This is a genomic window from Streptomyces sp. NPDC045968, assembly GCF_056430475.1.
On the sequence record NZ_JBWKLF010000003.1, the window covers coordinates 479191 to 503447 of the forward strand.

General features: G+C 67.3%; 21 protein-coding genes. 10 read left to right on the forward strand and 11 right to left on the reverse strand.

Features of this window, described 5'->3' with window-relative positions:
- Positions 1–373: 373 nt before the first annotated feature.
- On the reverse strand, positions 374–2161 hold the full coding sequence (gene dnaA, locus AC07FA_RS11825) for a chromosomal replication initiator protein DnaA (protein ID WP_479074885.1): 1788 nt from the start codon (positions 2159–2161) through the stop codon (positions 374–376).
- Positions 2162–2541: 380 nt separating this feature from the next.
- Here dnaA and rpmH point away from each other — a divergent pair, with 380 nt between their 5' ends.
- The 9 genes from rpmH to AC07FA_RS11870 all read left to right on the forward strand — a co-directional run bounded on the left by rpmH (position 2542) and on the right by AC07FA_RS11870 (position 9442).
- Positions 2542–2679 (forward strand): 50S ribosomal protein L34, encoded by a 138-nt coding sequence (gene rpmH, locus AC07FA_RS11830; protein ID WP_003967884.1) that lies wholly within the window; start codon positions 2542–2544, stop codon positions 2677–2679.
- A gap of 19 nt (positions 2680–2698) precedes the next feature.
- Positions 2699–3070, forward strand: a complete 372-nt coding sequence (gene rnpA / locus AC07FA_RS11835) for a ribonuclease P protein component (RefSeq protein ID WP_479074887.1) — start codon at positions 2699–2701, stop codon at positions 3068–3070.
- On the forward strand, positions 3067–3426 hold the full coding sequence (yidD, locus tag AC07FA_RS11840; RefSeq protein WP_479074888.1) for a membrane protein insertion efficiency factor YidD: 360 nt from the start codon (positions 3067–3069) through the stop codon (positions 3424–3426). The genes rnpA and yidD overlap by 4 nt, the downstream gene beginning before the upstream one ends.
- 3 nt (positions 3427–3429) lie before the next feature.
- The gene (yidC, locus tag AC07FA_RS11845) at positions 3430–4707 is read left to right on the forward strand and encodes a membrane protein insertase YidC (RefSeq protein WP_479074889.1); all 1278 of its coding nucleotides are present in this window, start codon (positions 3430–3432) and stop codon (positions 4705–4707) included.
- Positions 4708–4721: 14 nt separating this feature from the next.
- Positions 4722–5231 (forward strand): Jag family protein, encoded by a 510-nt coding sequence (locus tag AC07FA_RS11850; protein ID WP_479074891.1) that lies wholly within the window; start codon positions 4722–4724, stop codon positions 5229–5231.
- A 109-nt stretch (positions 5232–5340) separates the two neighbouring features.
- Positions 5341–6057, forward strand: coding sequence for a 16S rRNA (guanine(527)-N(7))-methyltransferase RsmG (gene rsmG / locus AC07FA_RS11855; protein WP_479074892.1), 717 nt, complete (start codon positions 5341–5343; stop codon positions 6055–6057).
- A gap of 304 nt (positions 6058–6361) precedes the next feature.
- Positions 6362–7438, forward strand: a complete 1077-nt coding sequence (locus AC07FA_RS11860) for a ParA family protein (protein ID WP_479075173.1) — start codon at positions 6362–6364, stop codon at positions 7436–7438.
- Positions 7435–8520: a ParB/RepB/Spo0J family partition protein gene (locus tag AC07FA_RS11865; protein WP_479074894.1), complete on the forward strand. Its 1086-nt coding sequence runs from the start codon at positions 7435–7437 to the stop codon at positions 8518–8520. The genes AC07FA_RS11860 and AC07FA_RS11865 overlap by 4 nt, the downstream gene beginning before the upstream one ends.
- Positions 8521–8824: 304 nt before the next feature.
- The gene (locus AC07FA_RS11870; RefSeq protein WP_479074895.1) at positions 8825–9442 is read left to right on the forward strand and encodes a GNAT family N-acetyltransferase; all 618 of its coding nucleotides are present in this window, start codon (positions 8825–8827) and stop codon (positions 9440–9442) included.
- Between the two features lie 77 nt (positions 9443–9519).
- On the opposite strand, the gene trxA is transcribed toward AC07FA_RS11870, so the two are convergent.
- From trxA to AC07FA_RS11905, 7 genes are all read right to left on the reverse strand, one after another.
- The gene (gene trxA / locus AC07FA_RS11875; RefSeq protein WP_328911253.1) at positions 9520–9852 is read right to left on the reverse strand and encodes a thioredoxin; all 333 of its coding nucleotides are present in this window, start codon (positions 9850–9852) and stop codon (positions 9520–9522) included.
- A gap of 46 nt (positions 9853–9898) precedes the next feature.
- The gene (gene trxB, locus AC07FA_RS11880) at positions 9899–10870 is read right to left on the reverse strand and encodes a thioredoxin-disulfide reductase (protein ID WP_479074897.1); all 972 of its coding nucleotides are present in this window, start codon (positions 10868–10870) and stop codon (positions 9899–9901) included.
- 124 nt (positions 10871–10994) lie between these two features.
- Positions 10995–11939 carry a hypothetical protein gene (locus AC07FA_RS11885; protein ID WP_479074898.1) on the reverse strand — a complete coding sequence of 315 codons (945 nt, stop codon included), beginning with the start codon at positions 11937–11939 and terminating at the stop codon, positions 10995–10997.
- Entirely contained in the window at positions 11936–12640 is a 705-nt protein-coding gene (gene sigM / locus AC07FA_RS11890; RefSeq protein WP_479074899.1) for an RNA polymerase sigma factor SigM, read from the reverse strand. Before sigM ends, AC07FA_RS11885 begins: the two co-directional genes overlap by 4 nt.
- A 25-nt stretch (positions 12641–12665) precedes the next feature.
- Positions 12666–14363, reverse strand: coding sequence for a protein kinase family protein (locus AC07FA_RS11895; protein WP_479074901.1), 1698 nt, complete (start codon positions 14361–14363; stop codon positions 12666–12668).
- 129 nt (positions 14364–14492) lie between these two features.
- A complete protein-coding gene (murJ, locus tag AC07FA_RS11900; protein ID WP_479074902.1) occupies positions 14493–16649 on the reverse strand; it encodes a murein biosynthesis integral membrane protein MurJ in 2157 nt (718 codons plus the stop codon).
- A gap of 49 nt (positions 16650–16698) precedes the next feature.
- Positions 16699–18993 carry a DUF6049 family protein gene (locus AC07FA_RS11905; protein WP_479074903.1) on the reverse strand — a complete coding sequence of 765 codons (2295 nt, stop codon included), beginning with the start codon at positions 18991–18993 and terminating at the stop codon, positions 16699–16701.
- A 183-nt stretch (positions 18994–19176) separates the two neighbouring features.
- On the opposite strand from AC07FA_RS11905, the gene AC07FA_RS11910 reads away from it, so the two are divergent.
- Positions 19177–20619 (forward strand): CCA tRNA nucleotidyltransferase, encoded by a 1443-nt coding sequence (locus AC07FA_RS11910; protein WP_479074905.1) that lies wholly within the window; start codon positions 19177–19179, stop codon positions 20617–20619.
- A gap of 90 nt (positions 20620–20709) precedes the next feature.
- Here the strand turns inward: AC07FA_RS11910 and AC07FA_RS11915 are convergent, their stop codons facing one another.
- The 3 genes from AC07FA_RS11915 to AC07FA_RS11925 all read right to left on the reverse strand — a co-directional run bounded on the left by AC07FA_RS11915 (position 20710) and on the right by AC07FA_RS11925 (position 23965).
- Entirely contained in the window at positions 20710–21990 is a 1281-nt protein-coding gene (locus AC07FA_RS11915) for an MFS transporter (protein ID WP_479074907.1), read from the reverse strand.
- Between the two features lie 122 nt (positions 21991–22112).
- On the reverse strand, positions 22113–23195 hold the full coding sequence (locus tag AC07FA_RS11920; RefSeq protein ID WP_479074909.1) for an inositol-3-phosphate synthase: 1083 nt from the start codon (positions 23193–23195) through the stop codon (positions 22113–22115).
- A gap of 62 nt (positions 23196–23257) precedes the next feature.
- A complete protein-coding gene (locus tag AC07FA_RS11925; RefSeq protein WP_479074910.1) occupies positions 23258–23965 on the reverse strand; it encodes a PadR family transcriptional regulator in 708 nt (235 codons plus the stop codon).
- Between the last annotated feature and the right edge of the window lie 292 nt (positions 23966–24257).

Consider the following 24257-nt stretch of genomic DNA (forward strand, 5'->3'; position numbering starts at 1 on the left):
GCCGGTGGACAACCCAAACCGCCCCCTGTGGACGAATAAGTTGTCCACAGGCTGTGGATCAACGTTGACCACAAATCCCCAGCCTCCTGACCTGGCCTGATGAAGTATCGGGAGACAGGCCTGTGGACGCATTATGGACAACTTCGTGGTCCCCAGGCTGTGGACGGCAGATTCCCCGTAGATCTGTGGAGAAGTGCCCTCAGCGCGCTCGTATTCGAACAGAGGGGACGCGGACGAGGGGGGCGGCCGGTGGTCGCGGAGGGTTTCGAGCGGCTCCAGGTGCCTCTTCGGAACGACGAAGGGCGCCCCAGGAGACCTTTTGCGGTCCTTCCTGGGGCGCCCTTCGTCGTACAGGAGCCGAATGCCCGGCCCGTCAGCTGTTCTTGATGCGGTTGGTGAGCTCGGTGACCTGGTTGTAGATGGAGCGCCGCTCCGCCATCAGCGCCCGGATCTTCCGGTCCGCGTGCATCACCGTCGTATGGTCACGGCCGCCGAACTGGGCGCCGATCTTCGGCAAGGACAGATCCGTCAGCTCACGGCACAGGTACATCGCGATCTGCCGGGCCGTCACCAGCACGCGGCTGCGCGACGAACCGCAGAGATCCTCCACCGTCAGACCGAAGTAGTCGGCGGTCGCCGCCATGATGGCCGGCGCGGTGATCTCGGGGGCCGCGTCCTCGCCGCCAGGGATCAGATCCTTCAGTACGCCCTCGGTCAGGCCCAGGTCGACCGGCTGCCGGTTGAGGCTGGCGAAGGCCGTCACCCTGATCAGGGCGCCCTCCAGCTCCCGGATGTTCCGGGAGATGCGGGAGGCGATGAACTCCAGCACCTCGGGCGGGGCGTTGAGCTGCTCCTGCACCGCCTTCTTACGGAGGATCGCGATGCGCGTCTCCAGCTCGGGCGGCTGCACATCGGTGGTCAGACCCCACTCGAAACGGTTACGCAACCGGTCCTCAAGGGTCACCAGCTGTTTGGGCGGCCGGTCCGAGGACAGCACGATCTGCTTGTTGGCGTTGTGGAGCGTGTTGAAGGTGTGGAAGAACTCCTCCTGCGTCGACTCCTTGCTCGCCAGGAACTGGATGTCGTCGACCAGCAGGATGTCCACGTCGCGATAGCGCTTGCGGAAGGTGTCGCCCTTGCCGTCGCGGATCGAGTTGATGAACTCGTTGGTGAACTCCTCCGAGCTCACGTACCGCACCCGGGTCCCCGGATAGAGGCTCCGCGCATAGTGCCCGATGGCGTGCAGCAGGTGAGTCTTGCCGAGCCCCGACTCCCCATAGATGAAGAGGGGGTTGTACGCCTTCGCGGGAGCCTCGGCGACAGCCACGGCCGCGGCGTGCGCGAACCGGTTCGACGCACCGATGACGAAGGTGTCGAAGAGGTACTTCGGGTTCAGCCGGGCCTGCGGCTCGCCGGGGCGCGGCGCGGGCGACGACTGCCCGCCCATCGTGCCGGGACCGCCGCCGCTGCGCCCGGTGCCCGGGCCGTTCTGGCGGTGCTGGGGCTGCGACTCCTGCATGTCCTGGCGGTCGGGGCGCTGCTGCTCGTAGCCCTGGCGCTCCGGCGGCTGGGGGCGGTAGTCGTGCTGCGGCTGCTGGGGACGCGGGTTCGCGTACGGGTCGCGGTCCTGATAGCCGCCGTGCCGGGGCTGCTGCCAGGAGAGGTCGTCCTGGGTGCGCGGCCACGCTCCGGGCTCGGGGCGCTGCTGCTGGTAGTCCGGGTAGGCCGGGCGAGCCGTCGGCATGCCGTCGTCGGAGGGCCGGCGACCGTAGGTGTCGTACGAGTCCTCGTGCTGGGGGTCGTCGCGCTGGGGCCCCTGGTAGCGATGGGACTGCTGGCCCTGGTGCGACTGGTGCATCGGGGGCGCCGGCGGAGACGGCGGTTCGCCCGCCGAGTCGTCGACGGTGATCGCGATACGGATCGGACGGCCGCACTCACGGGTGAGCGTCTCGCTGATGAGCGGCGCGAGCCGGCCCTCCAGGACGCGCTTGCCCCATTCGTTCGGGACGGCGAGCAGTGCGGTGTCGGCGACAAGTGCCAGGGGCTGGCAGCGCTCGATCCACTGTTTGTCCTTCGGCTCGATGCCCTGCTGCCCCTCCCCGAGCAGTTGCTCCAGCACGCGTGGCCACACTGCGGCAAGATCGGCAGGTACGTCAGCCACAAGGCACGCTCTCTCGCAGGTCCCACGAATGTGTGGTTCTCGGGACGGGATGGGTCGGGTCGGGTGAGGCCCGGCAGTCGGGAAGGAAAAGAACCGGAGTTCAGCCACGGTAGTCAGGCCGACCCGCACGGTTCAAGTTGTTGTCCACAGGCTGTGCACAGTGGCGGGTCGCGCGGAGCCGGTTTGACCGGATGGTGCGGCCGCGCGTACCGTGACCAGGTCGAGTTGTCGATGGCTGCTGCCGCCTGCCTCCGATGGGCAAAGATCACGATCTGTGATTGTGAAGCGGTGCACTAAGGCGTTTACGCGAGTTCCTCGTGGGCGCACGGTGACAGCCAGGCGATGTCCCGCCAATACACGATCATTTCTGGAGCCCCCGAGTGAGCAAGCGCACCTTCCAGCCGAACAACCGTCGTCGTGCCAAGACCCACGGTTTCCGCCTGCGTATGCGTACCCGTGCCGGCCGTGCGATTCTCGCGAACCGCCGTGGCAAGGGCCGCAGCAGCCTGTCCGCCTGATCGCTAACAGGTTCATGACGTGCTGCCTACCGAGAATCGGCTGAGGCGGCGCGAGGACTTCGCGACCGCGGTACGACGAGGACGCAGGGCCGGTCGCCCGCTACTCGTCGTCCATCTAAGCAGCGGTTCAACGGACCCGCACGTGACTGGGGAGAGTGCTCCCCCGCCGCGTGCGGGTTTCGTTGTCAGCAAAGCTGTGGGTGGCGCGGTCGTACGCACTGCGGTGAAGCGAAGGCTTCGCCATCTGGTCCGCGAACGGCTGGCTCAGCTGCCCCCCGGTAGCCTTGTTGTCGTACGAGCGCTGCCCGGATCGGGCGACGCCGACCATCCACAGCTGGCCCGAGACCTGGATGCCGCGTTTCAGCGGCTCCTGGGAGGGGGCGCGCGATGAAGTACCCGCTGCTGGCTCTCATCAAGCTGTATCAGTGGACGATCAGCCCACTTCTCGGGCCTGTCTGCCGCTACTACCCGTCGTGTTCCCACTATGGATATACGGCGATCGACCGGCACGGTGCGATCAAGGGAACGGCGCTGACCGCATGGCGCATTCTCCGATGCAACCCGTGGTCACCCGGCGGTGTGGATCATGTTCCGCCACGCAAACGTCCGCGCTGGCACGAACTGCTGCGCAGTTCTTTGCGCGGCGGCAAGGGCGGGGACTCCGCCGCTGATGTGCCTCCCAGGGGATCGGCCTCCGAACCCCTGAGCCCGGCCACAGAGACCTCGCCCAATGCTCAAGGAGCCTGATTAGTGGACACGATTGCCAGTCTGTTCAGCTTTATCACCTGGCCTGTCTCATGGGTCATCGTCCAGTTCCACAAGGTCTATGGCTCGCTCTTCGGTGATGACACGGGGTGGGCCTGGGGCCTGTCCATCGTGTCCCTGGTGGTCCTGATCCGGATCTGTCTGATCCCGCTTTTCGTTAAGCAGATCAAGTCGACCCGGAACATGCAGGTGCTCCAGCCGAAGATGAAGGCGATCCAGGAGCGCTACAAGAACGACAAGCAGCGTCAGTCCGAAGAGATGATGAAGCTGTACAAGGAGACGGGCACCAACCCGCTCTCCTCGTGCCTTCCCATCCTGGCGCAGTCCCCGTTCTTCTTTGCCCTTTATCACGTGCTTTCGTCCATCGCTTCGGGCAAGACGATCGGCGAAATCGACCAGCCGCTGCTCGACAGCGCACGTCAGGCGCACATCTTCGGCGCTCCGCTGGCCGCGAAGTTCATGGACACCGAGGAGAAGGTCCAGGCGCTCGGTGCCTCGCTGACCGACGTCCGTGTCGTCACCGCGATCATGATCGTGCTGATGTCGGCCTCGCAGTTCTTCACGCAGCGCCAGCTGATGACGAAGAACGTCGACCTGACGGTGAAGACCCCGTACATGCAGCAGCAGAAGATGCTGATGTACATCTTCCCGATCATCTTCGCCGTGATGGGCATCAACTTCCCCGTCGGTGTCCTCGTGTACTGGCTGACCACCAACGTCTGGACCATGGGTCAGCAGATGTACGTGATCAACCAGAACCCGACGCCGGGCAGCAAGGCGCAGGAGCAGTACCTGGGGCGTCTGCTGAAGAGCGTCACCGCTCATGGAGAGGTACGCGGACGGACTCGGCGCAACACCGTCAAGCGGGTCGTGGCCAAGGGCACGGACCGTAACGACATCGAGCGCAAGTTCATCACCGGTCTGGCCAAGATGGGCCTCGCGGCTCAGGAGGACGGCACCGTCGCGAAGAGCGACGCGGCGATCGCCGAGGCGGAGGGTGCGCCCGCGCCGAAGCGTCAGCAGCCCAAGCGCCAGACCAAGGCGAAGCGTCACACGGGTGCCGCCCAGCCCGGCGGGGCCAAGGAATCCGGTTCCACCGAGCCGGAAGCCAAGACCTCGCTGGAGAAGCGGGATGCCTCGCAGGACGTAGCGCAGGACGACCAGCCGAAGCCGGCGGACAAGCCCGCTTCCGGTTCCTCACGCCAAGCCAAGTCCGGACAGCGCAAGGGCCCGCAGCGGCCCAAGCACCCGTCCAAGAAGTAAGAAGGAGTCCATCCGTGACGGAAGGCACCGTGACCGCGGCCGCTGAGGGCAGCGACACTCTGACCCGCCTTGAGCAGGAGGGTGAGATCGCGGCTGATTACCTTGAGGGCCTGCTCGACATCGCCGACCTCGACGGCGACATCGACATGGATGTCGAGGCGGACCGGGCGGCGGTCTCGATCATCAGCGAGTCGGCACGTGATCTGCAGAAGCTGGTGGGGCGCGACGGTGAGGTGCTGGAGGCGCTGCAGGAGCTGACGCGTCTTGCCGTCCACCGGGAGACCGGCGACCGCAGCCGTCTGATGCTGGACATCGGCGGCTTCCGGGCCAAGAAGCGCGAGGTTCTTGCCGAGCTCGGTGCGAAGGCGGCGAACGAGGTCAAGACCTCCGGTGAGCCGGTGAAGCTTGACCCCATGACGCCGTTCGAGCGCAAGGTCGTGCACGACGCGGTAGCGGCAGCGGGTCTGCGCAGCGAGTCCGAGGGCGAGGAGCCGCAGCGCTTCGTCGTCGTTCTGCCGGCCTGACCGGACCCTTGTACTGTCGGCCCCGTCTGTTCGCAGGCGGGGCCGATCTTTGTCAGCCTGATAGTCAGCCACCCACAGTGCGCTAGTGCGGTACGGAAGGACGGTCCCCGTGACGGAGGCAGCAGAGCTCCCCCAGGCGCCTGAGGAGGCGCAGGCGGTATTCGGTGAGCTCTTCCCAGAGGCTGTCCGGTACGCGGAACTGCTTGCGGACGCGGGGGTCAAGCGAGGGCTGATCGGCCCCCGCGAGGTACCGCGGCTGTGGGAGCGGCACCTGCTGAACTGCGCGGTGCTCTCCGAGGCGGTTCCGGAGGGTGTCACCGTGTGCGACGTGGGGTCCGGGGCCGGTCTGCCCGGTATCCCGCTGGCGCTGGTGCGGCCGGATCTGAAGATCACCTTGCTGGAGCCGTTGCTGCGCCGGACCAATTTCCTCCAGGAGGTCGTCGAGCTGCTGGGGCTTGATCATGTGACGGTCGTGCGCGGCAGGGCCGAGGAGGTTCTCGGGTCCTTGCCGCCGGTGCACGTGGTGACGGCTCGCGCCGTGGCTCCGCTCGACCGCCTCGCGGGATGGGGCGTTCCGTTGCTGCGCCCGTACGGGGAAATGCTGGCGCTCAAGGGCGACACCGCCGAGGAGGAGATCAACGGGGCTCGCGCGGCGCTCAGCAAGCTCGGTGTGGTGGAGACCGAAGTGCTGCACGTCGGCGAGGGCGTGGTCGATCCGACGACCACGGTGGTGCGCGTGGTGGTCGGAGAGAGCCCCGGCGGTGTGAGGTTCGCCGCAAAGAGGGCCAAGGCGGCGAGGGTCGGTCGCACCCGTCGGCGCCGCTGAACCGCAGCGCCGACGTAGCGCCGACTGCCTGTTTCACGGCGTTGCGCCGTGCTCATACCTTCTGTCAGTGATGCTCCATACAAGCAGCCATACGTACCTGGTACGGAGTGTCGTAGGGAGCTAGTGGCGCTTCGCGGGCATCGTGTTTCACGTGAAACGTCGCTCTCTGCTGCAGGGAATCATCGGCCGCGGTCGTGCGGCTGCCACGCCGCGCGACCGCAAGCTCGTACGGGTTGCCGAGTTGTCCACAGAAGTGGATTCATCCACAGAAGAGCGGGCCTCGCTGGTTCACGACCCCGAAAGCATGGCAGGCTCTGTGCATTGCGAGCCTGAAGTCGAGGAGAGTGAATCCTTGCGGTCCGACGCCAACATCGCGGGACCGATGACCGATCCGGTCCCCGGTCCCCGAACCGAGTCTGCGGGGGACGGTGTTTCACGTGAAACACCGTCTCCGATGGACGACACACCCATCGGTCGTGCGGCCCAGCTGGCGGTCGAGGCCCTCGGCCGCGCCGGCGAGGGGCTGCCCCGCCCTGACCAGACGCGCGTCATGGTGGTGGCCAATCAGAAGGGCGGGGTGGGCAAGACGACCTCCACGGTCAACCTTGCAGCCTCCCTGGCGCTTCACGGTGCTCGCGTCCTGGTGGTCGACCTCGACCCGCAGGGGAACGCCTCCACGGCTCTGGGGATCGACCACCACGCCGAAGTCCCCTCCATCTATGACGTCCTCGTCGACAGCAGGCCGCTCTCCGAAGTGGTCCAGCCCGTCCCGGACATCGAAGGTCTCTTCTGTGCTCCCGCCACCATCGATCTCGCCGGTGCGGAGATCGAGCTGGTGTCACTGGTGGCACGGGAGAGCCGGTTGCAACGGGCGATTCAGGCGTACGAGCAGCCGCTCGACTACATCCTCATCGACTGCCCGCCCTCTCTCGGCCTGCTGACGGTCAACGCACTCGTTGCCGGAGCCGAGGTACTGATCCCCATCCAGTGCGAGTACTACGCGCTGGAGGGCCTGGGGCAGCTGCTGAGGAATGTTGACCTGGTGCGAGGGCATCTCAACCCGGATCTGCATGTGTCGACGATCCTGCTCACCATGTACGACGGCAGGACCCGGCTCGCTTCCCAGGTAGCGGAGGAGGTGCGCAGCCACTTCGGCAAGGAGGTGCTGCGGACGAGCATCCCGCGGTCGGTGCGCATTTCCGAGGCGCCGAGCTACGGGCAGACGGTGCTGACGTACGACCCCGGGTCCAGCGGTTCGTTGTCGTACCTCGAGGCCGCCCGTGAGATCGCCTTGAGGGGCGTCGGGGTGCACTACGAGGCCCAGCATGCCCAGACGGGCAGTCAGAACAGCCAGCAAAGCGTTTCGGAGGGCATCCAGTGAGTGAGCGTCGTAGAGGGCTGGGACGTGGGCTCGGTGCGCTGATCCCCGCTGCTCCGCAGGAGCGGCAGGTAGGGTCCCCCGCGTCCGGGCCGGGTGCCGTTCCGGTACTGACAGCGGAGCGCGGTGTGGCTGCGGCGAAGGTGACCACGTTGCCTGCTGCTCCGGTGGTGCCGGAGCCCAGCGCCCCTGACACGGACGCGGCTGCTGAGACGAGGGATGCGGCTGGAGCGTACTTCGCCGAGGTTCTTCTGGGATCGATCACGCCCAACCCCCGGCAGCCGCGTGAGGTGTTCGACGAGGATGCTCTCGCTGAGCTGGTCACCTCGATCAAGGAGGTGGGTCTCCTCCAGCCGGTCGTCGTACGCAAGGTGGCGGAGGACCGCTACGAGCTCATCATGGGTGAGCGGCGATGGAGGGCCTGCCGTGAGGCCGGTCTGGAGCGCATCCCGGCCATTGTGCGGGCGACCGACGACGAGAAGCTGCTTCTCGACGCTCTCCTGGAGAACCTTCACCGTGCCCAGCTGAACCCCCTGGAAGAGGCGGCGGCGTACGACCAGCTCCTGAGGGACTTCAAGTGCACGCACGACCAGTTGGCCGACCGGATCGGCCGGTCTCGTCCGCAGGTCTCCAACACGCTGCGTCTCCTGCGGCTGTCGCCGCCGGTGCAGCGCAGGGTCGCGGCGGGTGTGCTGTCGGCCGGCCACGCGCGGGCGCTGCTGTCGGTGGACGACTCGGAGGAGCAGGACCGGCTCGCCCACCGCATCGTCGCCGAAGGGCTGTCGGTGCGGGCGGTGGAGGAGATCGTGACGCTTTTGGGGTCCACCCCTACGAGCTCCGCCAAGCCGAAGGGTCCGCGTGCGGGGGGTCGGCTGTCCCCGGCTCTGAGTGATCTGGCCACCCGGCTTTCGGACCGCTTCGAGACCCGAGTGAAGGTCGACCTCGGTCAGAAGAAGGGCAAGATCGTCGTCGAGTTCGCCTCGATGGAGGATCTGGACCGCATTCTCGGCAGCCTTGCTCCGGGTGAGGGCCGGGTGCTGGACCGAGGACTTTCCGAAGAGCCCTCCGAGGGCGACGAGGACTGATCTCCCACAGCCGACTGAGGGCGGGCTGGGGTCCAGGCAATTGCCGGACCACAGCTCGCCCTTTGCTCTCTCCCGGTTTCCGTGGCACGTCTGGGTGGATACGATGCGTTCTGGTATGGCGCACCCACCTTGATGCCACCTCGGAGGAGGTCGGGGGTATGCGAACAGTGAGCCGCAGCCGACTGGTGACAGTCGGCTTGGGCTTGGGAGCCGTCGGAGGGTTCGTCGGCAGCTTGTTTCGTGAACGGAGTGCGCTGACAGCCGCACGCGATGCGGCGGGCGAAGGAAGTGAGGAATCGCCTTCATGGGGCGTCGGCTCGTACCGCTCACCTTGGACAACCTTCCGGATCTCCCCAGACGCTGCCGCTCGTGTGTCTTCTGGGAGCTTGACCCGGTCAGCGGGGAAGCTGCGGTAAAGGCGGGCAGACCCGAACTGGAAAAGGAAGCCTGGATCTCCGCGGTCCTGCTGGAGTGGGGCTCCTGCGGCCGAGTCGTCTACGTGGACGATGTGCCGGTCGGCTTCGTTCTCTACGCACCGCCTGCCTATGTGCCCCGCGCGACGGCGTTTCCCACGAGCCCTGTGTCTCCTGACGCCGTGCAACTGATCACCGCTTTGATCCTGCCCGGTTATCAGGGGCAAGGGCTGGGGCGGGTGTTGGTGCAGACGGTCGCGAAGGATTTGCTGCGGCGCGGGTTCAAGGCGATCGAGGCGTTCGGAGACGCACGGTGGAAGGAGCCGGCCTGCGTACTGCCGGCGGATCACCTGCTGGCGGTCGGCTTCAAGACCGTACGGCCGCATCCCAAGTACCCACGTCTGCGACTGGAACTGCGGACGATGCTGTCCTGGAAGGAAGACGTGGAGTTGGCCTTGGACAAGTTGTTGGGCGCTGTTCAGAAGGAGCCGGCGCTGCGGCCTCTCTGAGCAGACGGCGCACACACAGAAACGGGCCCACCCCTGAGGGGTGGGCCCGTTTCACGTGAAACAGAGTGCGCTGCCTACTACTCGCCGATGAAGGCTTCGAGGTCGCGGAGGATCGCGGCCTTCGGCTTCGCGCCGACGATGGTCTTGGCCACCTCGCCGCCCTGGTAGACGTTGAGCGTCGGAATGGACATCACGCCGTACTTGGCGGCGGTGGCCGGGTTCTCGTCGATGTTGAGCTTGACGATCTCGATCTGGTCCCCGTGCTCAGCCGCGATGGCCTCCAGCGAGGGGGCGATCTGGCGGCACGGACCGCACCAAGCGGCCCAGAAGTCGACCAGTACGGGCTTCTTGCTGTTGAGGACTACCTCGTCGAAGGTGTCGTCGGTCACGTTCTTCAGGTCGCCGGCCACGGCGGCCTCCTTAACTTCGCGGGGTGTGAGGTGGGGGTGACGTGGGTCAGACCGCGGGGGTCTTCTCCGGTTCGGCGAGCTTCTCGTCGCTGAGCGCGGCAAGGAAGCGTTCGGCATCGAGAGCGGCGGAGCATCCGGTACCGGCGGCGGTGATGGCCTGCCGGTAGGTGTGGTCGACCACGTCTCCGGCGCCGAATACGCCCGACAGGTTGGTGCGCGTCGAGGGGGCCTCAACCTGGAGGTAGCCCTCGTCGTCCAGGTCGAGCTGGCCCTTGAAGAGCTCCGTGCGCGGGTCGTGGCCGACTGCGATGAACAGGCCGGTCACCGCGAGCTCGGAGGTCGCGCCCGTCTTGGTGTTGCGCAGCGTCAGGCCGGACAGCTTCTGCTCGCCATGGACCGCGGCGACCTCGCTGTCCCACGCGAACTTGATCTTCGGGTCGGCGAAGGCGCGCTCCTGCATGGCCTTGGAGGCGCGGAGCGAGTCACGACGGTGGACGATCGTGACCGACTTGGCGAAGCGGGAAAGGAAGGTCGCTTCCTCCATGGCCGTGTCGCCGCCACCCACCACAGCGATGTCCTGGTCCTTGAAGAAGAACCCGTCGCAGGTCGCGCACCAGGAGACGCCGCGTCCGGAGAGGGCGTCCTCGTTGGGCAGGCCGAGCTTGCGGTGCTGGGAACCGGTGGTGACGATGACGGCCTTGGCCCGGTGGACCGTACCCACCGTGTCGGTGACGGTCTTGATGTCGCCGGTCAGGTCGACGGCGACCACGTCGTCGGGGATCAGCTCCGCGCCGAAGCGCTCGGCCTGGGCGCGCATGTTGTCCATGAGCTCGGGGCCCATGATGCCGTCCTGGAATCCCGGGAAGTTCTCCACGTCGGTGGTGTTCATCAGAGCACCACCGGCGGTGACGGCGCCCTCGAACACCAGCGGCTTCAGCGACGCACGAGCCGTGTACAGGGCGGCGGTATAACCGGCCGGCCCGGAACCGATGATGATCACATTACGGACGTCGCTCACTGGTGTCTTCCTCGTCTCTGCAGACTGCCTACTGCCTACTGGGGCCGGTTCAACGACTCTCACCCCACCCAACGGATCCTACGGGCCATGCATTCCCGACGTGCCGCGGCAGTGGGCGCAGGGCTCAGGAGCGGGTGTAGGAGTGAGTGAGGAGCAACTTTCCGCTTGCCGCGGGGGTGTCGTCCACACAGGCCGCGTCGACGACGTACGCCTGCACGCGCGAGGCGTCCGTCGTGTGGGGCAGCACGACGAGGTAGGCGTCGGTTCCCTGGTAAGTGCCCTGCTCCACGGCCAGCGGTGGTGTGCTGCGGCCGGTGCCCTGCTGTACGCAAGAGGGCACGGGCACGGCGGGCGTGCGCAGAGGGTTCGTGGGCGAGGAGGGGTCCGCAGACGACACCTCGGGGGTCAACTGCGAGTCGGCGGTCGGCTCCCTCTTCTCGCCGCCCGGAAGCTCGGATGCCGTCGCTTTGCTGAGAAGCGCGTCGACGCGACCCTCCAGTGTGCCTTCCGAGAAGGTGTGGGCACCGTCCTCGGCTGCGCTGGAGCTGCTGTCCGCCATCTTGGAGGCCGAGTCCGAGTTCTGGGAGGGCTGAACCGCTTGCAGCAGGAAGACGCTCACACCGACAACTGCTGCACCGAAGGCCGCACCGAGCACTGCCGTGCGACGCCGACGGCGGGCGGAGCGGCGGCTGGGGCCGGTCGCGCCCCGGGGATGCCCGGCGGGGCGGTCCCCCGGCCCGGTCTTCGATGTGGCCGACTCCTCGGCAGCGGGCTCCGTTTCACGTGAAACAGAGGCCGCTTCAGCGGGCGCGGTGGAGTTGAGGAGTGCTTCGGCGGCGAGCGCGGCGTCGATACGTCCGGCGACGTCGTCGGGCATCCGTGGGGGACCGGGCAGGGTCCCGAGAAGGCTGCGGATCTCTTCCAGCGAGCTCTGGACCTCGTCGCAGAGCGCGCAGCCGTCGATGTGATGACGGACGTCCGCCGTGCGGGAGGCGGAGAGGAGTCCCTCAGTGAGATCTGAGATCTCCGAGACGTCCGGATGCTGATCCATGTCGGCCGTGGAAGTCACGAGCGCCCACCTCCTCCCTTCGCAGCAGCAGGATCATTTGCCCCTGCATCTCTAGGTCCCGACGCCGGTGGGACGGATGCCCCCTGCGAGCGGTTCCTTCCCCTCGTGCGGTCGCCGCTATCCCCGGCATCACCGCGCAGATGAGTGAGCATGGGGACCAATCTCGCGCGGCCCCGGGCACAGCGGCTTTTCACGGTGCCGGTCGGGACATCGAGTATGCGGGCGGCCTCGGCGACCGGGTAGCCCTGCATATCGACGAGGACGAGCGCGGCGCGTTGCTCAGCCGGCAGCTTGGCCAGCGCGGCCAGGAGCTCACGGTGCAGATCCTGGCGTACGGCGGGTGCCTCGGCGGACTCATGCGGTTCCAGGAGCTGGTCGAGCCGCTCGGCATCGTCGACCGGGGCTGTCTTTCGCGAGGCGGCTTTGCGTGCACGGTCGAGGCAGGCGTTGACGGTGATGCGGTGCAGCCACGTGGTGACGGCGGAGTGGCCCCGGAAGGTGTGGGCGGCGCGAAAGGCGGAGATCAGGGCGTCCTGCACCGCGTCAGCTGCCTCCTCGCGGTCGCCGAGCGTGCGCAGTGCCACGGCCCAGAGCCGGTCACGGTGCCGCCGTACGAGCTCGCCGAAGGCATCCGGATCGCCTGCGACGTGCTGGGCCAGGAGGTCCTGGTCGTTCGTGTCGGCGAATCTGGCGTTGTCCAACGGTGAGCCCCCTCCCCTGGTGCCGTCAGCTGGTGATCTTGATGTCCGAGACCTTGCCGCGGAATCTTCCGTCGTCGCTCAACGGCAGATTGGTCAGCCAGACCAGAACGTACCGTGCCTTCACCGGTTCGTCGGGCTTGAGGGAGACCTTCGTACCTGATCCGTCGGCGACCTTGGTGAAATCACCCGGGAGCGCCGGCACGGACGAGCTCTCTGTCGTCCGGAGTTCGACCGACGTGGTGCCTCCGAGGAAGGAGACGTCCACGGTGCCGACCTGCTGGACCTTGCCCAGGTCGAGAACGACCCCGACGCCTTCCTTGAGCCTGCCGAAGTCGGCGGTGTAGTAGCCGTCCGTGTGCCAGAAGGTGCTGGGATCGCTGTCGTGCACGTTCCTTATGGCGGCGGGCTTCTCCGACCCGTCCACGCCGAGCGGGTCGTAGTCCCTGGCCCCGGCGATGGAGAGGGGCTTGCCGCCTTCGATCACCTTGTTCTTCTCGTCGTCTTCCGGCGTCGTCTGCGTCGTGCCCGGGTCCACGGGGTCCTTGCCCCGGTCGAGGACGGTCTCGGCCAGCTGCCAGCTGCCCAGGCCGAGCGCAGCGATCAGCAGAGCGGACACGGCCCATTTCAGGGCCCTGCCGGTGCGGCTCTGCAGCGGGGGAGGCGGCGCCATGACGGGCTGCGTCGTACGGGTCGGACGGGATGACGGGCGTCCGTAGGTGCCCTGTTGGTACGTCGTGCGCTGGTACTCGGGCGGTGCGGTGAACGTCGGCTCCGGCGGCAGGATGCGCGGCATGGCCGCGACGGCCTTGGCCAGCTCGTCCGGAGTGGTGCAGGGCTGCTCCTGCCGGGAGGCGGTCGCGCCGTCGTTGGCGAGCGCCCGCATGGCGATTTCCGAGAGCCCGCGGTGGACACCGGCCCGCACCTGGTCGGGAGCGATCAGCCCGACGCCCTTGGGGAGCCCCGAGAGCCCGTAGGCATCGTTCTCATAGGGCCAGCGATGGGTCAGTGCGGCATAGAGCAGCGCCCCGATGGCTTCGGTGTCCGTGCGCAGCGGGCGCTCCGCGGTGATGCCGCGCAGGGCGGCGTTCACGGCGAGGCCGCGAATGCGGTACTGCCCGGTCGAACTGCGCAGCACGGCTCCGGGAGTGAGCCTCAGATGGGCGAGACCCTCACGGTGAGCGGCTGCCATCGCCTGGGAGATCTGGCTGACGAGCTGGTAGGCGTCGTGGGCCTCCAGCGGTCCCGAGGCCAGCAGAGCGGTGAGCTCGGTGGCGTCCGGAAGCCATTCATGGACGACATAGACGAGGTCGTCCTCCTCGACGGCGTCCAGGACCTGCACGAAGCGCGGGTCACCGAGCAGAGCGGAGGACCGGGCGGCGGCCAGCACGGAGCGGGCACGCGGGTGGTCGGCGGGGAGGAGATGCACTCCCACCGCACGGCGCAGCTTCTCGTCCACAGCGCGCCAGCTGCTGAATCCGTCCAGACGGGTGACGCACTCTTCGAGGCGATAGCGTCCGGCGAGTTTGTGGCCACTGTGCAAATCGGGTGCCGGAGGAATGCCATGTGAGCCCTCTCGCCCACCATCCGCGTCCTCGGGGCTCGCGCCTGCTGTGTCCTGGGGTTCCGCGGTCCCGTCGGTCGTGGCCTCGTCCGCCTTGGCGGTCAGCGGCTCGTCGCCGCTGTTGTCGGCCACGTCGACGGCAGCCGTGCTACGTTCCGCCACCGTCGTTCCTGCCTCCCCATCCGTTGAGCGATGCCAGCCGGCTCTGCACAGTCACGCCAATTGTGCCCACACTCCGGCGCTATGCACGACACGCGGTGTCGGGCGATGGTTGTGCGGTCCGGTTCCCCGTTACCGTCCGAGCCGCCCCCGGACCATGCCGACCATGCCGTTGAGCTCTTCGATGCGCATCTTCTTCGCTGCCAGGAAGAAGACTCCCAGCAGCACGACACCACCGCAGACCAGGGCGGCGAGCGAACCGAGGACGCCCTCGCCGAGGGCCGTCAGGAGGGCGTATCCGACGCCGCCGCCGACGACGGCGGCAGGCACCGCCGCCAGGCAGAGACGGGCGTAGGTGCGCACGATGTGGGCGCCGTCCAGGTCGCCGCCCAGCCGGTTGCGCAGGCGGCGCCAGGCGATACCGACGCCGACCGCGTAGGCCAGCCCGTACGAGGCGGCCATGCCGACGACTGCCCACTGGGCCGGAAGGACCACGTAACAGAGGGCGGAGGCCGCAGCGTTGACGGCGGCGACGATGACGGTGTTGTAGAAGGGGGTGCGGGTGTCCTCGTACGCGTAGAAACCGCGCAGCACGACGTACTGCACGGAGTACGGGATGAGGCCGAGGCCGAACGCCATCAGGATGAAGCCCATGGACCGGGCGGCTTCGGTGCCGCTGGACGCGTACAGCAGGGTGCACATGGGGAGGCCGAGCGCCAGGAAGGTGAAGGCGACCGGCACGATGGCCACGGCCGAGTTGCGCAGGCCCTGCGAGATGTCGTCGCGGACCGCACCGGGGTCGTTGTCATGAGCGGCCCGGGAGATACGGGGGAGGAGCGCGGCCATGACCGAGACGGTGATGATGGCCTGCGGCATGCCCCAGATCAGCTGGGCGTTCGAGTAGGCGAGGAAACCGGCGCCGTCCTTGCCGGACGCGTGGCCCGCCGAGGTGGCCAGCTGTGTGACGACCAGTACGCCGGCCTGGTTGGCCAGGACGAACAGGACGGTCCACTTGGCCAGCTTGATCGTCTTTCCGAGCCCGTGTCCCCTCCAGTCGAAGCGCGGGCGGAAACGGAAGCCCGCCTCGCGCAGGTACGGGATCATGGCGAGGGCCTGGACGACCAGTCCGAGCAGTGTGCCGACGCCCAGGAGCTGGATGCCCTCGTCGGGAATCGTGGCCACGCCCATTTTTGACTCGGCCGAGGTGCCGTAGACCCAGATGAACAGACCGAACGTGAAGATCATGACGATGTTGTTGAGGACCGGGGTCCACATCATCGCGCCGAACTTTCCGCGGGCGTTCAGAATCTGGCCCATCACGACATGGATGCCCATGAAGAAGATGGTCGGCAGGCAGTACCTGGCGAAGGTGACAGCCACGCTGTTGGCTTCGGCGTTCGTCGCGATCGTCCGCGACATCATGCCGATCAGCCAGGGGGCGGCGAACACCGCTAGCGCGACGATCACGCCGAGGGCGACCATCACGAGGGTCAGCAGGCGATTCGCGAACGCCTCGCCGCCGTCCTCGTCCTCCTTCATGGACCGGACGAGCTGGGGGACGAACACCGAGTTCAGTCCGCCGCCCACGGTGAGGATGTAGATCATGGTGGGCAGGGTGTACGCGATGGTGAAGGCGTCACCGAGCGTCGCCGCGCCCAGCGCGGCGGTGATCACCAGGCTGCGTACGAAGCCGGTGAGCCGTGACACCAGGGTGCCGGCCGCCATGAGCGCACTGGACTTCAGCAGGCCGGAGGCGCGGCCGCCGGACTTGGGCGGTACGGGAGCCGGCGCCGGTTCGGGCGAAGGCGGACCCGGGGGCTTTCCCGAACCCTCCTGGTCCCGGAAGAGGTGGGCGAAGGCATCCGGCTCCTCGCGGTCGTCGGACGCGCGGGTGACCAGGTCGTCCACTCCGACGAACTGGGTGGTCGCCGCGTTGTCGCCGTACGGGAGGTGCCGGGAGGGGCCCGAGGGCTCCGGGGCCGGCGTCTGGGCCCACAGCCGCGGATCGGGCGCGTACGGGGCCGCAGGCGGCTGCTGGTAGAGGGGCTGCGGCTCCTGGAACGTGCCCGGAGGCGGCGGCGGGTGCGAGGCGCGGTCGTAGAGCGCTTCGGTCACCGGGTCCTGGGCCGCGAGATCCTGGGCCTGGTAGGGATCATGGTCGTAGGCCTGCTGAAGATACGGATCGGGGGGCGTCGGGCTCTCGTAGCCGTCCTGAGGGACCGCAGGCCCACCGGGGGACCCACCTCCGCCCGCGCCCTGGCCGCGGTCACCGTCGTACGGCGCGTTCATCGAAACCCCACCTCATCGTCCCCGGCCGACCGGCCACGACAGACATCGCTCAACGGTCCACTTTCTCACCCGTTCCTGACGGGTCCCCGCTTTCCGGACCAGTGTCCGGCGTCGGGTCACTCGGCTGCTCGGGTTCGCCGCCGTTGTCCTCCGTTGTGTCGCTTGCGATGGTGCGCTTGCGGTGTGTGTACATCCTGATGCCTGCCAGGACCAGCAGCAGCAGTCCGCCGGCGATGACGAGCAGCACGGTCGGCGTGACTTCCGAGACCTTCACCGTGAAGGTCATTTCCTCGCCGTACGGTGTGCCGTCCTCGGTGAAGAGCCTTGCCGTGACCTGCACTTGCCCGTTGACATTGGCGGCGGCGTCGAACTTCACGGACTGGCTGTGGCCGCCCGCGATCTTGACGGGCTGCTCCGCCACGGCGCCGTCGTCGTTGAGCTTCAGCCGGGTCGCGTTCTCCGACGTCAGCCGGAGGACCAGGTTGTCGACGCCCTGCACCAGCTTGTTCTGGACCGTGACGGGAATCGTCGCGCTCCGGCCGGACAGTGTGACATCCGACTTCGCGATGAGCTGCACCTCGCTGGTGAGACTACGCAGATACATGCGTACCGCGTCACGGTACCGCTGCGCCTCCAGCGGCCTGCCGCGCCATGAGGTCGACATGGAGCGATTGATCGCGTTGCCGAAGGGGGTCACCACCCGGTCGGGCTGGGTGAGGATGACCTGGAAGCTGTTGAGCGAGTCCTTGGTGGTCCTGATGTCCTGGAACGCCTGGGTGGGGAGTTCCTGGCTGCGCAGTTTCTTCGGGTACTGGGAGGAGCGGGGCACCCTGGCCGTCGCCTGCGCGTCGGGCTTCTCCTCGGCCGCGGCCGCCAGATCGAGAGGCTGTGTCCACCGCTCGTCGGTGAGCGTGTGCAGGGCGTCGGCCATGGACTGGGCCTGGGAGGCACTGGGGGTCCGCTGAGGGGCGACGACGATGCTGCGCTGCTTCTTGGGGTCCTGCTCAGTGAGTGCCAGCGTCTGCGCCAGGAACTTCTGGACGGCGAGCGTGGAGTCCCCGGCTTGCGACATGTCGCCCTTGAACGCCGTGGAGAGCCGGTAGTCCGCCACGACGGCGGTGGTGCCGCCGCCGATCGGCCGGGCCGCGGTCGGTGTGTAGGGGAGGCTGTTGGTCTCCGCGAGGCTGTCGCTGCGGGCGATCACGTTGTGTGCGCCGGCCGAGGTGGCGACGTCGACGATCGAGGGATCGACCGCGCCGTCCACGGGCCAGGCGAAGTCGGTGGACGGCTTCACATGGAGGACGGTCTCCACCGTCGCAGTCGCCACTTCGGTGGCGGTCTGCAGATGGCTGAGGGTGCCCGAGACGCTTTTGCCACGGTGTGCGATCGATGCCAGGTCGGGGTCGGCGAACGGCAGCGCGATCACTTTGCCGTCCTCCACCACCGTCTCGAGTGCCGTCAGCCACTCCTTGGCGACGTCCTGGTTCTTTCCCGCGACCGTGGTGTCCCCGACCTTGACCCGGTAGTTCTTCGTCATCGCGTCGACCGTGGCGAGCAGATCCGGGTCGATGACCCAGGTCACCGGGAGGCGGCTGCCCAGCGAGACCATCTGTTCGAGCCTGCCACCCGGGGCGAGCTCGGCCGCGAGATCGTCGTTGGCGAAGACCGGGGTCTGCTGTTCGTCCGAGCCCGTCTCGGCGCTGACGTGGGCCGAGGAGATGAGCGGCCAGAGGTAGGTCAGCTTCGTCTTGGCGGCGCTTTCCTTGGGCTGCCAGGGAAGGAAGGTGCGCTGGATGCCCAGCACGTGGTCGTAGCGCGCGCGGGCGGTCTGACCTGAGAGCGAGACGCCGAGCTGGTAGACCCCCGCGTCGTCGAGCGGCAGCTTTCCGACGGGCACGGAGAGTTCGAAGTCCTGGCTGAGCCCGGACCGCAGGTTCGCGGTCTTCACCGTGTACTTGCCGCCGAGCGGAGCCGGATCGACTCCCGGTACGTACCCCGTGCGCTTGGCGGCATCGTCGATCGCGGTCCTGCCGGACAGCGTGGGTCCCACCCGCAGGTCAATCTTCGCGCCGGTGATCGTCTCTCTGCCGGTGTTCGTCAGCGTGCCGGAGATGGTGAGGGTGTCCCCTTTCACCGGCGCGCTGGGAGTCAGTGTGTCGAGCGACACTGCGACGGTGCTGCTGGCGGGGGCCTTTGCCGGCCCCGCCGCCTGCGCCGCGGGTGCCGTGAGACCGCCGAGGAGGCCGGCCAGCAGCGGTGCCCCGACGAGCAAGGAGGCCGTGCGCCGCAACCACCGGCGGGCAGGAGCGGGACTCATCCCCTGAAAGTCTGCCGCCTCGGCCACGCGCCTACCCGTCCCTCGTCGTTGTCAACTGCTGTCGATCGTTGTCCGTCCCTGCGTCCCCGCATGGTAACGATGTGCGCCGGAGCTAAGTGCTGGGGACTGCGCCACATGATCGGGAGAGTCTCGCAGGGTCACAAGAAACGATGACGCTCGGGCCGGTCGGTGCACGTACCCTTTTCTGTTGTGCCGAACGCCAACGAAGACAACGCCAGTGCACTGAGCCAGGTGCAGCACCGCGCAGTCAGTGAATTGCTGCGAGTGTCCCCGGTCGCCGACGACCTCGCCCGCCGATTCGAGGAGGCTGGGTTCAGCCTCGCCCTGGTCGGTGGTTCGGTCCGCGACGCCCTGCTCGGCAGGCTCGGAAACGACCTGGACTTCACGACCGACGCCCGCCCCGAGGACGTACTCAAGATCGTCCGGCCGTGGGCGGACTCGGTGTGGGAGGTCGGGATCGCCTTCGGCACGGTCGGGTCCCAGAAGGACGGATACCAGGTCGAGGTCACGACCTACCGGTCGGAGGCGTACGACAGGGCCTCGCGCAAGCCCGAGGTCTCCTACGGCGACTCCATCGAGGAAGACCTCGTGCGCCGGGACTTCACGGTCAACGCGATGGCCGTCGCGCTGCCGCGGAAGGAGTTCATCGACCCGCACGACGGCTTGAAGGACCTCGCGGAGCGCGTCCTGCGCACCCCTGGCACTCCGGAGGAGTCCTTCTCCGACGACCCGCTGCGCATGCTGCGTGCGGCGCGGTTCGCCGCGCAGCTGGACTTCGAGGTCGCTCCCGATGTGGTCGCAGCGATGACGGACATGGCCGGCCGTATCGAGATCGTCTCTGCCGAGCGGGTCCGCGAAGAGCTCAACAAGCTCCTTCTCTCCGCGCACCCGCGCAAGGGACTGGGGTTGCTGGTCGATACGGGCCTGGCGGCCCATGTGATGCCGGAGCTTCCCGCGCTGCGTCTGGAAAGTGACGAGCATCACCGCCACAAGGACGTCTATGAGCATTCACTCACCGTCCTTGAGCAGGCCATCGACCTGGAAGAGGACGGGCCCGACCTCGTACTGAGGCTTGCCGCTCTCCTGCACGACATCGGCAAGCCGAGGACGCGCCGTTTCGAGAAGGACGGTCGTGTCTCGTTCCACCACCACGAGGTGGTCGGCGCGAAGATGGCCAAGAAGCGGATGACCGACCTCAAGTACTCCAACGACATGGTCAAGGACGTCTCGAAGCTCGTTGAGCTGCATCTGCGCTTCCACGGTTACGGCGACGGGGAGTGGACCGACTCCGCGGTTCGCAGGTACGTGCGCGACGCCGGTCCCCTCTTGGAGCGTCTGCACAAGCTGACGCGTTCGGACTGCACGACGCGGAACAAGCGCAAGGCGAACGCTCTCTCGCGGACGTATGACGGCCTTGAGGAACGCATTGCCCAGTTGCAGGAGCAGGAGGAGCTGGATTCGATCCGGCCCGACCTGGACGGCAACGAGATCATGGAGATCCTGGGCGTCGGCCCGGGGCCGGTGATCGGAAAGGCGTACACGTTCCTGCTGGAGCTGCGTCTGGAGAACGGTCCGATGGAGCGCGGTGCGGCCATCGCCGCACTCAAGGAGTGGTGGGCAACGCAGAGCTGAAACCGGTTGCCGGTCATGTTTCACGTGAAACATGACCGGCACTGGGTGCATCGAAGGGCGCTGTTTCACGTGAAACAGCGCCCTTCGGCGTTACGGCGTTCCGCGCAGCACTCCCCCGGTGCGCCCCCATCGGAAGGCCGCTACGGAGACGGCCGCGTAGAGGGCGGCCACTCCCGTCACCACGGCGACCGAACGTCCGTCAGCGGGCAGCAGCAGAGCGGCCAACGCCGCAGCGACGACGAAGGCGACGTTGAACAGCACGTCGTAGAGGGAGAAGATCCTGCCGCGGAAGGAATCGTCCACCGACGTCTGCACCACCGTATCCGTGGCGATCTTCGCGCCCTGCGTGACAAGCCCGAGTACGAACGCCGCGATCAACATCGGCTCAAGTACGAAGGACAGCCCCAGCGCCGGTTCCAGGACGGCGGCGGCGCCCGCACACAACGCCATCCAGCCGAACCGGCCCAGCCGCCCCACCGCCCAGGGGGTCATCACCGCAGCCACGAAGAACCCCGTCGCGGAGGCCCCCAGGGCCAGCCCCAACAGGGCCAGCCCATCCGACTCGGTGTCGGACCACGCGTACCGGCACAGCATCAGCACCATCACGGTCAGCGCTCCGTAGCAGAAGCGCATCACCGTCACAGCGGCGAGAGCGCGGGCCGCTTCCCTCCGTTCGGCCAGATGGCGCAGGCCGGCTGCCAGCCCACGGGCGGTGGTGGCCAGCGCCTCGTGCAGCCGTAGGTGGTTCACGTCGGCGTCCGGGCCGAGAAGTCTTCGCGGCAGGCTCAGTGAAGCCACCGCCGATACGAGGTAGAGCGTCGCACCCAGCAGGACCACCGCGGCGTCGGACCCGTCGGCCAGCAGGCGTACGGCGAAGGCGAGGCCGCCACCCGCGGTCGCAGCCAGCGTGCCGGCTGTCGGTGAGAGGGAGTTGGCGACGACGAGCCGGTCGGCGTCCACCACGCGCGGGAGTGACGCCGACAGGCCGGCGAGCACGAAGCGATTGACAGCCGTGACACAGAGAGCGGAGACGTAGAAGAGCCAGGTGGGTACGGAGCTGAGAATCAGCAGGGCCGTGCAACAGGCGAGCCCGGCCCGGAGCAGGTTCCCGTACAGGAAGACCTGACGGCGCGGCCAGCGGTCCAGGAGGACGCCGGCGAAGGGGCCGACGAACGAGTACGGCAGGAGCAGCACCGCCATGGCGGAGGCGATGGCGCCGGGTGTCGCCTGGTTCTCCGGGGAGAAGACGACATGCGTGGCGAGAGCGACCTGATAGACGCCGTCGGCCGACTGGGAAAGGAGCCGTACGGCGAGGAGACGACGGAAGTTCCGAAGGCGCAGAAGTACGCGCAGGTCACGCACGACAGGCATGTGAGCAAGCGTCACACATGTTGAGGGTCCCTGGGCGGATTGCCCAGGGACCCTCAACATGTGGAAGGGGAGGAGCGCTAACGCTTATCACCCCGGTCAGGCTGTACGCCGTGAACGGCTGCTCAGCGCTCGACCTCGCCCGCGATGAACTTCTCGACGTTGGCGGCGGCCTCGTCGTCGAAGTACTGCACCGGCGGGGACTTCATGAAGTACGAGGACGCGGAGAGGATCGGGCCACCGATGCCGCGGTCCTTGGCGATCTTCGCTGCGCGCACGGCGTCGATGATGACACCGGCGGAGTTCGGGGAGTCCCACACCTCGAGCTTGTACTCGAGGTTCAGCGGAACGTCTCCGAACGCGCGGCCCTCAAGGCGCACGTACGCCCACTTGCGGTCGTCCAGCCACGCCACGTAGTCCGACGGGCCGATGTGGACGTTGTCCGCACCCAGCTCGCGGTCACGGATCTGCGAGGTGACGGCCTGCGTCTTCGAGATCTTCTTGGACTCAAGGCGCTCACGCTCGAGCATGTTCTTGAAGTCCATGTTGCCGCCGACGTTCAGCTGCATCGTGCGGTCCAGGATGACACCGCGGTCCTCGAAGAGCTTCGCCATCACGCGGTGCGTGATGGTGGCGCCGACCTGGGACTTGATGTCGTCGCCGACGATCGGGACACCGGCCTCGGTGAACTTGTCGGCCCACTCCTTGGTGCCGGCGATGAAGACCGGGAGAGCGTTGACGAATGCGACCTTGGCGTCGATGGCGCACTGCGCGTAGAACTTCGCAGCGATCTCGGAACCGACGGGCAGGTAGCAGACGAGGACGTCGACCTGCTTGTCCTTGAGGGTCTGGACGATGTCGACCGGGGCCTCGGTGGACTCCTCGATCGTCTCGCGGTAGTACTTGCCCAGACCGTCGTGGGTGTGGCCGCGCTGAACGGTCACGCCCGTGTTCGGCACATCGGCGATCTTGATGGTGTTGTTCTCGCTGGCGCCGATGGCGTCCGCGAGGTCGAGGCCGACCTTCTTCGCGTCGACGTCGAAGGCGGCGACGAACTCGACATCGCTGACGTGGTACTCGCCGAACTGGACGTGCATCAGACCGGGCACCTTGCCGGCCGGATCGGCGTCCTTGTAGTACTCGACGCCCTGCACCAGCGAGGCGGCGCAGTTGCCTACACCAACGATGGCTACGCGAACCGAACCCATGCCGATTGCTCCCTGTGTGTTCTCGGTGTTCCCCGGTGGGACCTCGCGGTCCTGCGGGGGTTTCACTTGGTGGTGTCGTCGGACGGATCCGGCCGGGTGGAATCCCGGTGCCGGGGCAGGCCGCCCGTCTCTCCTGATGTGTCCTGTTGAGACGAACCCTCGGTCGGGGACCTTCGCTGGTCCCGTCCAGAGCGCTCGCTCTCGATGAGCTCGTTCAGCCAGCGCACTTCGCGCTCCACGGACTCCATGCCGTGTCGCTGCAGCTCAAGCGTGTAGTCGTCGAGTCGTTCACGGGTGCGGGCGAGCGAGGCGCGCATCTTCTCAAGACGCTCCTCGAGCCTGCTGCGACGGCCCTCCAGCACGCGCATCCGCACCTCGCGCTCCGTCTGCCCGAAGAAGGCGAAGCGAGCGGCGAAGTGCTCGTCCTCCCAGGAGTCCGGGCCGGTGTGCGAGAGGAGCTCCTCGAAGTGCTCCTTACCTTCTGCCGTCAACCGGTAGACGATCTTGGCGCGGCGTCCTGCGAGTGAAGACGCGGGAGCGACCGCCCGGCCCGTGGTGGGAGGAAGGTCTGCCGGAGCATTTCCCGGTTCTTCGATCAACCAGCCATGGGCGACCAGCGTCTTGAGGCAGGGATAGAGAGTGCCGTAACTGAAGGCGCGGAAGATCCCCAAGGAGGTGTTGAGGCGCTTGCGCAGCTCGTACCCGTGCATGGGGGACTCGCGGAGCAGACCGAGAACGGCGAATTCGAGGATGCCTGAGCGTCTGCTCACCTTCGCCTCCTCTTCCTTCTCCGGATGCTCCCGCGGAGCTCTTGAGTGGAACGTATGCCGTGCTGATGTATCGACTCGATACATCAGCACGATAGATCGACCGGCTCGCTTCGACAAGGGGGGCCTTCGTGAGCGGCGTCACATCGCCAATTCGTAGGAAGCGACTTGCGTCATTTGGGGTGAACTTCGGCGCTAGGAGCGTTTTGACCGTGCGTAGTCTGGGCGGCATGCAGACCACCGGGAACCGTGCGGCGCTCCCGAGCGTCAGTCTTCGCGGACTGCCGGATGCGCT

Coding starts and splice junctions, on each gene's coding strand:
- yidD (WP_479074888.1), top strand. CDS start 3,067: ATGAAGTACCCGCTGCTGGCTCTCATCAAGCTGTATCAGTGGACGATC.
- AC07FA_RS11860 (WP_479075173.1), top strand. CDS start 6,362: ATGGCAGGCTCTGTGCATTGCGAGCCTGAAGTCGAGGAGAGTGAATCC.
- AC07FA_RS11870 (WP_479074895.1), top strand. CDS start 8,825: ATGGGGCGTCGGCTCGTACCGCTCACCTTGGACAACCTTCCGGATCTC.
- murJ (WP_479074902.1), bottom strand. CDS start 16,649: ATGAACGCGCCGTACGACGGTGACCGCGGCCAGGGCGCGGGCGGAGGT.
- AC07FA_RS11915 (WP_479074907.1), bottom strand. CDS start 21,990: ATGCCTGTCGTGCGTGACCTGCGCGTACTTCTGCGCCTTCGGAACTTC.
- AC07FA_RS11920 (WP_479074909.1), bottom strand. CDS start 23,195: ATGGGTTCGGTTCGCGTAGCCATCGTTGGTGTAGGCAACTGCGCCGCC.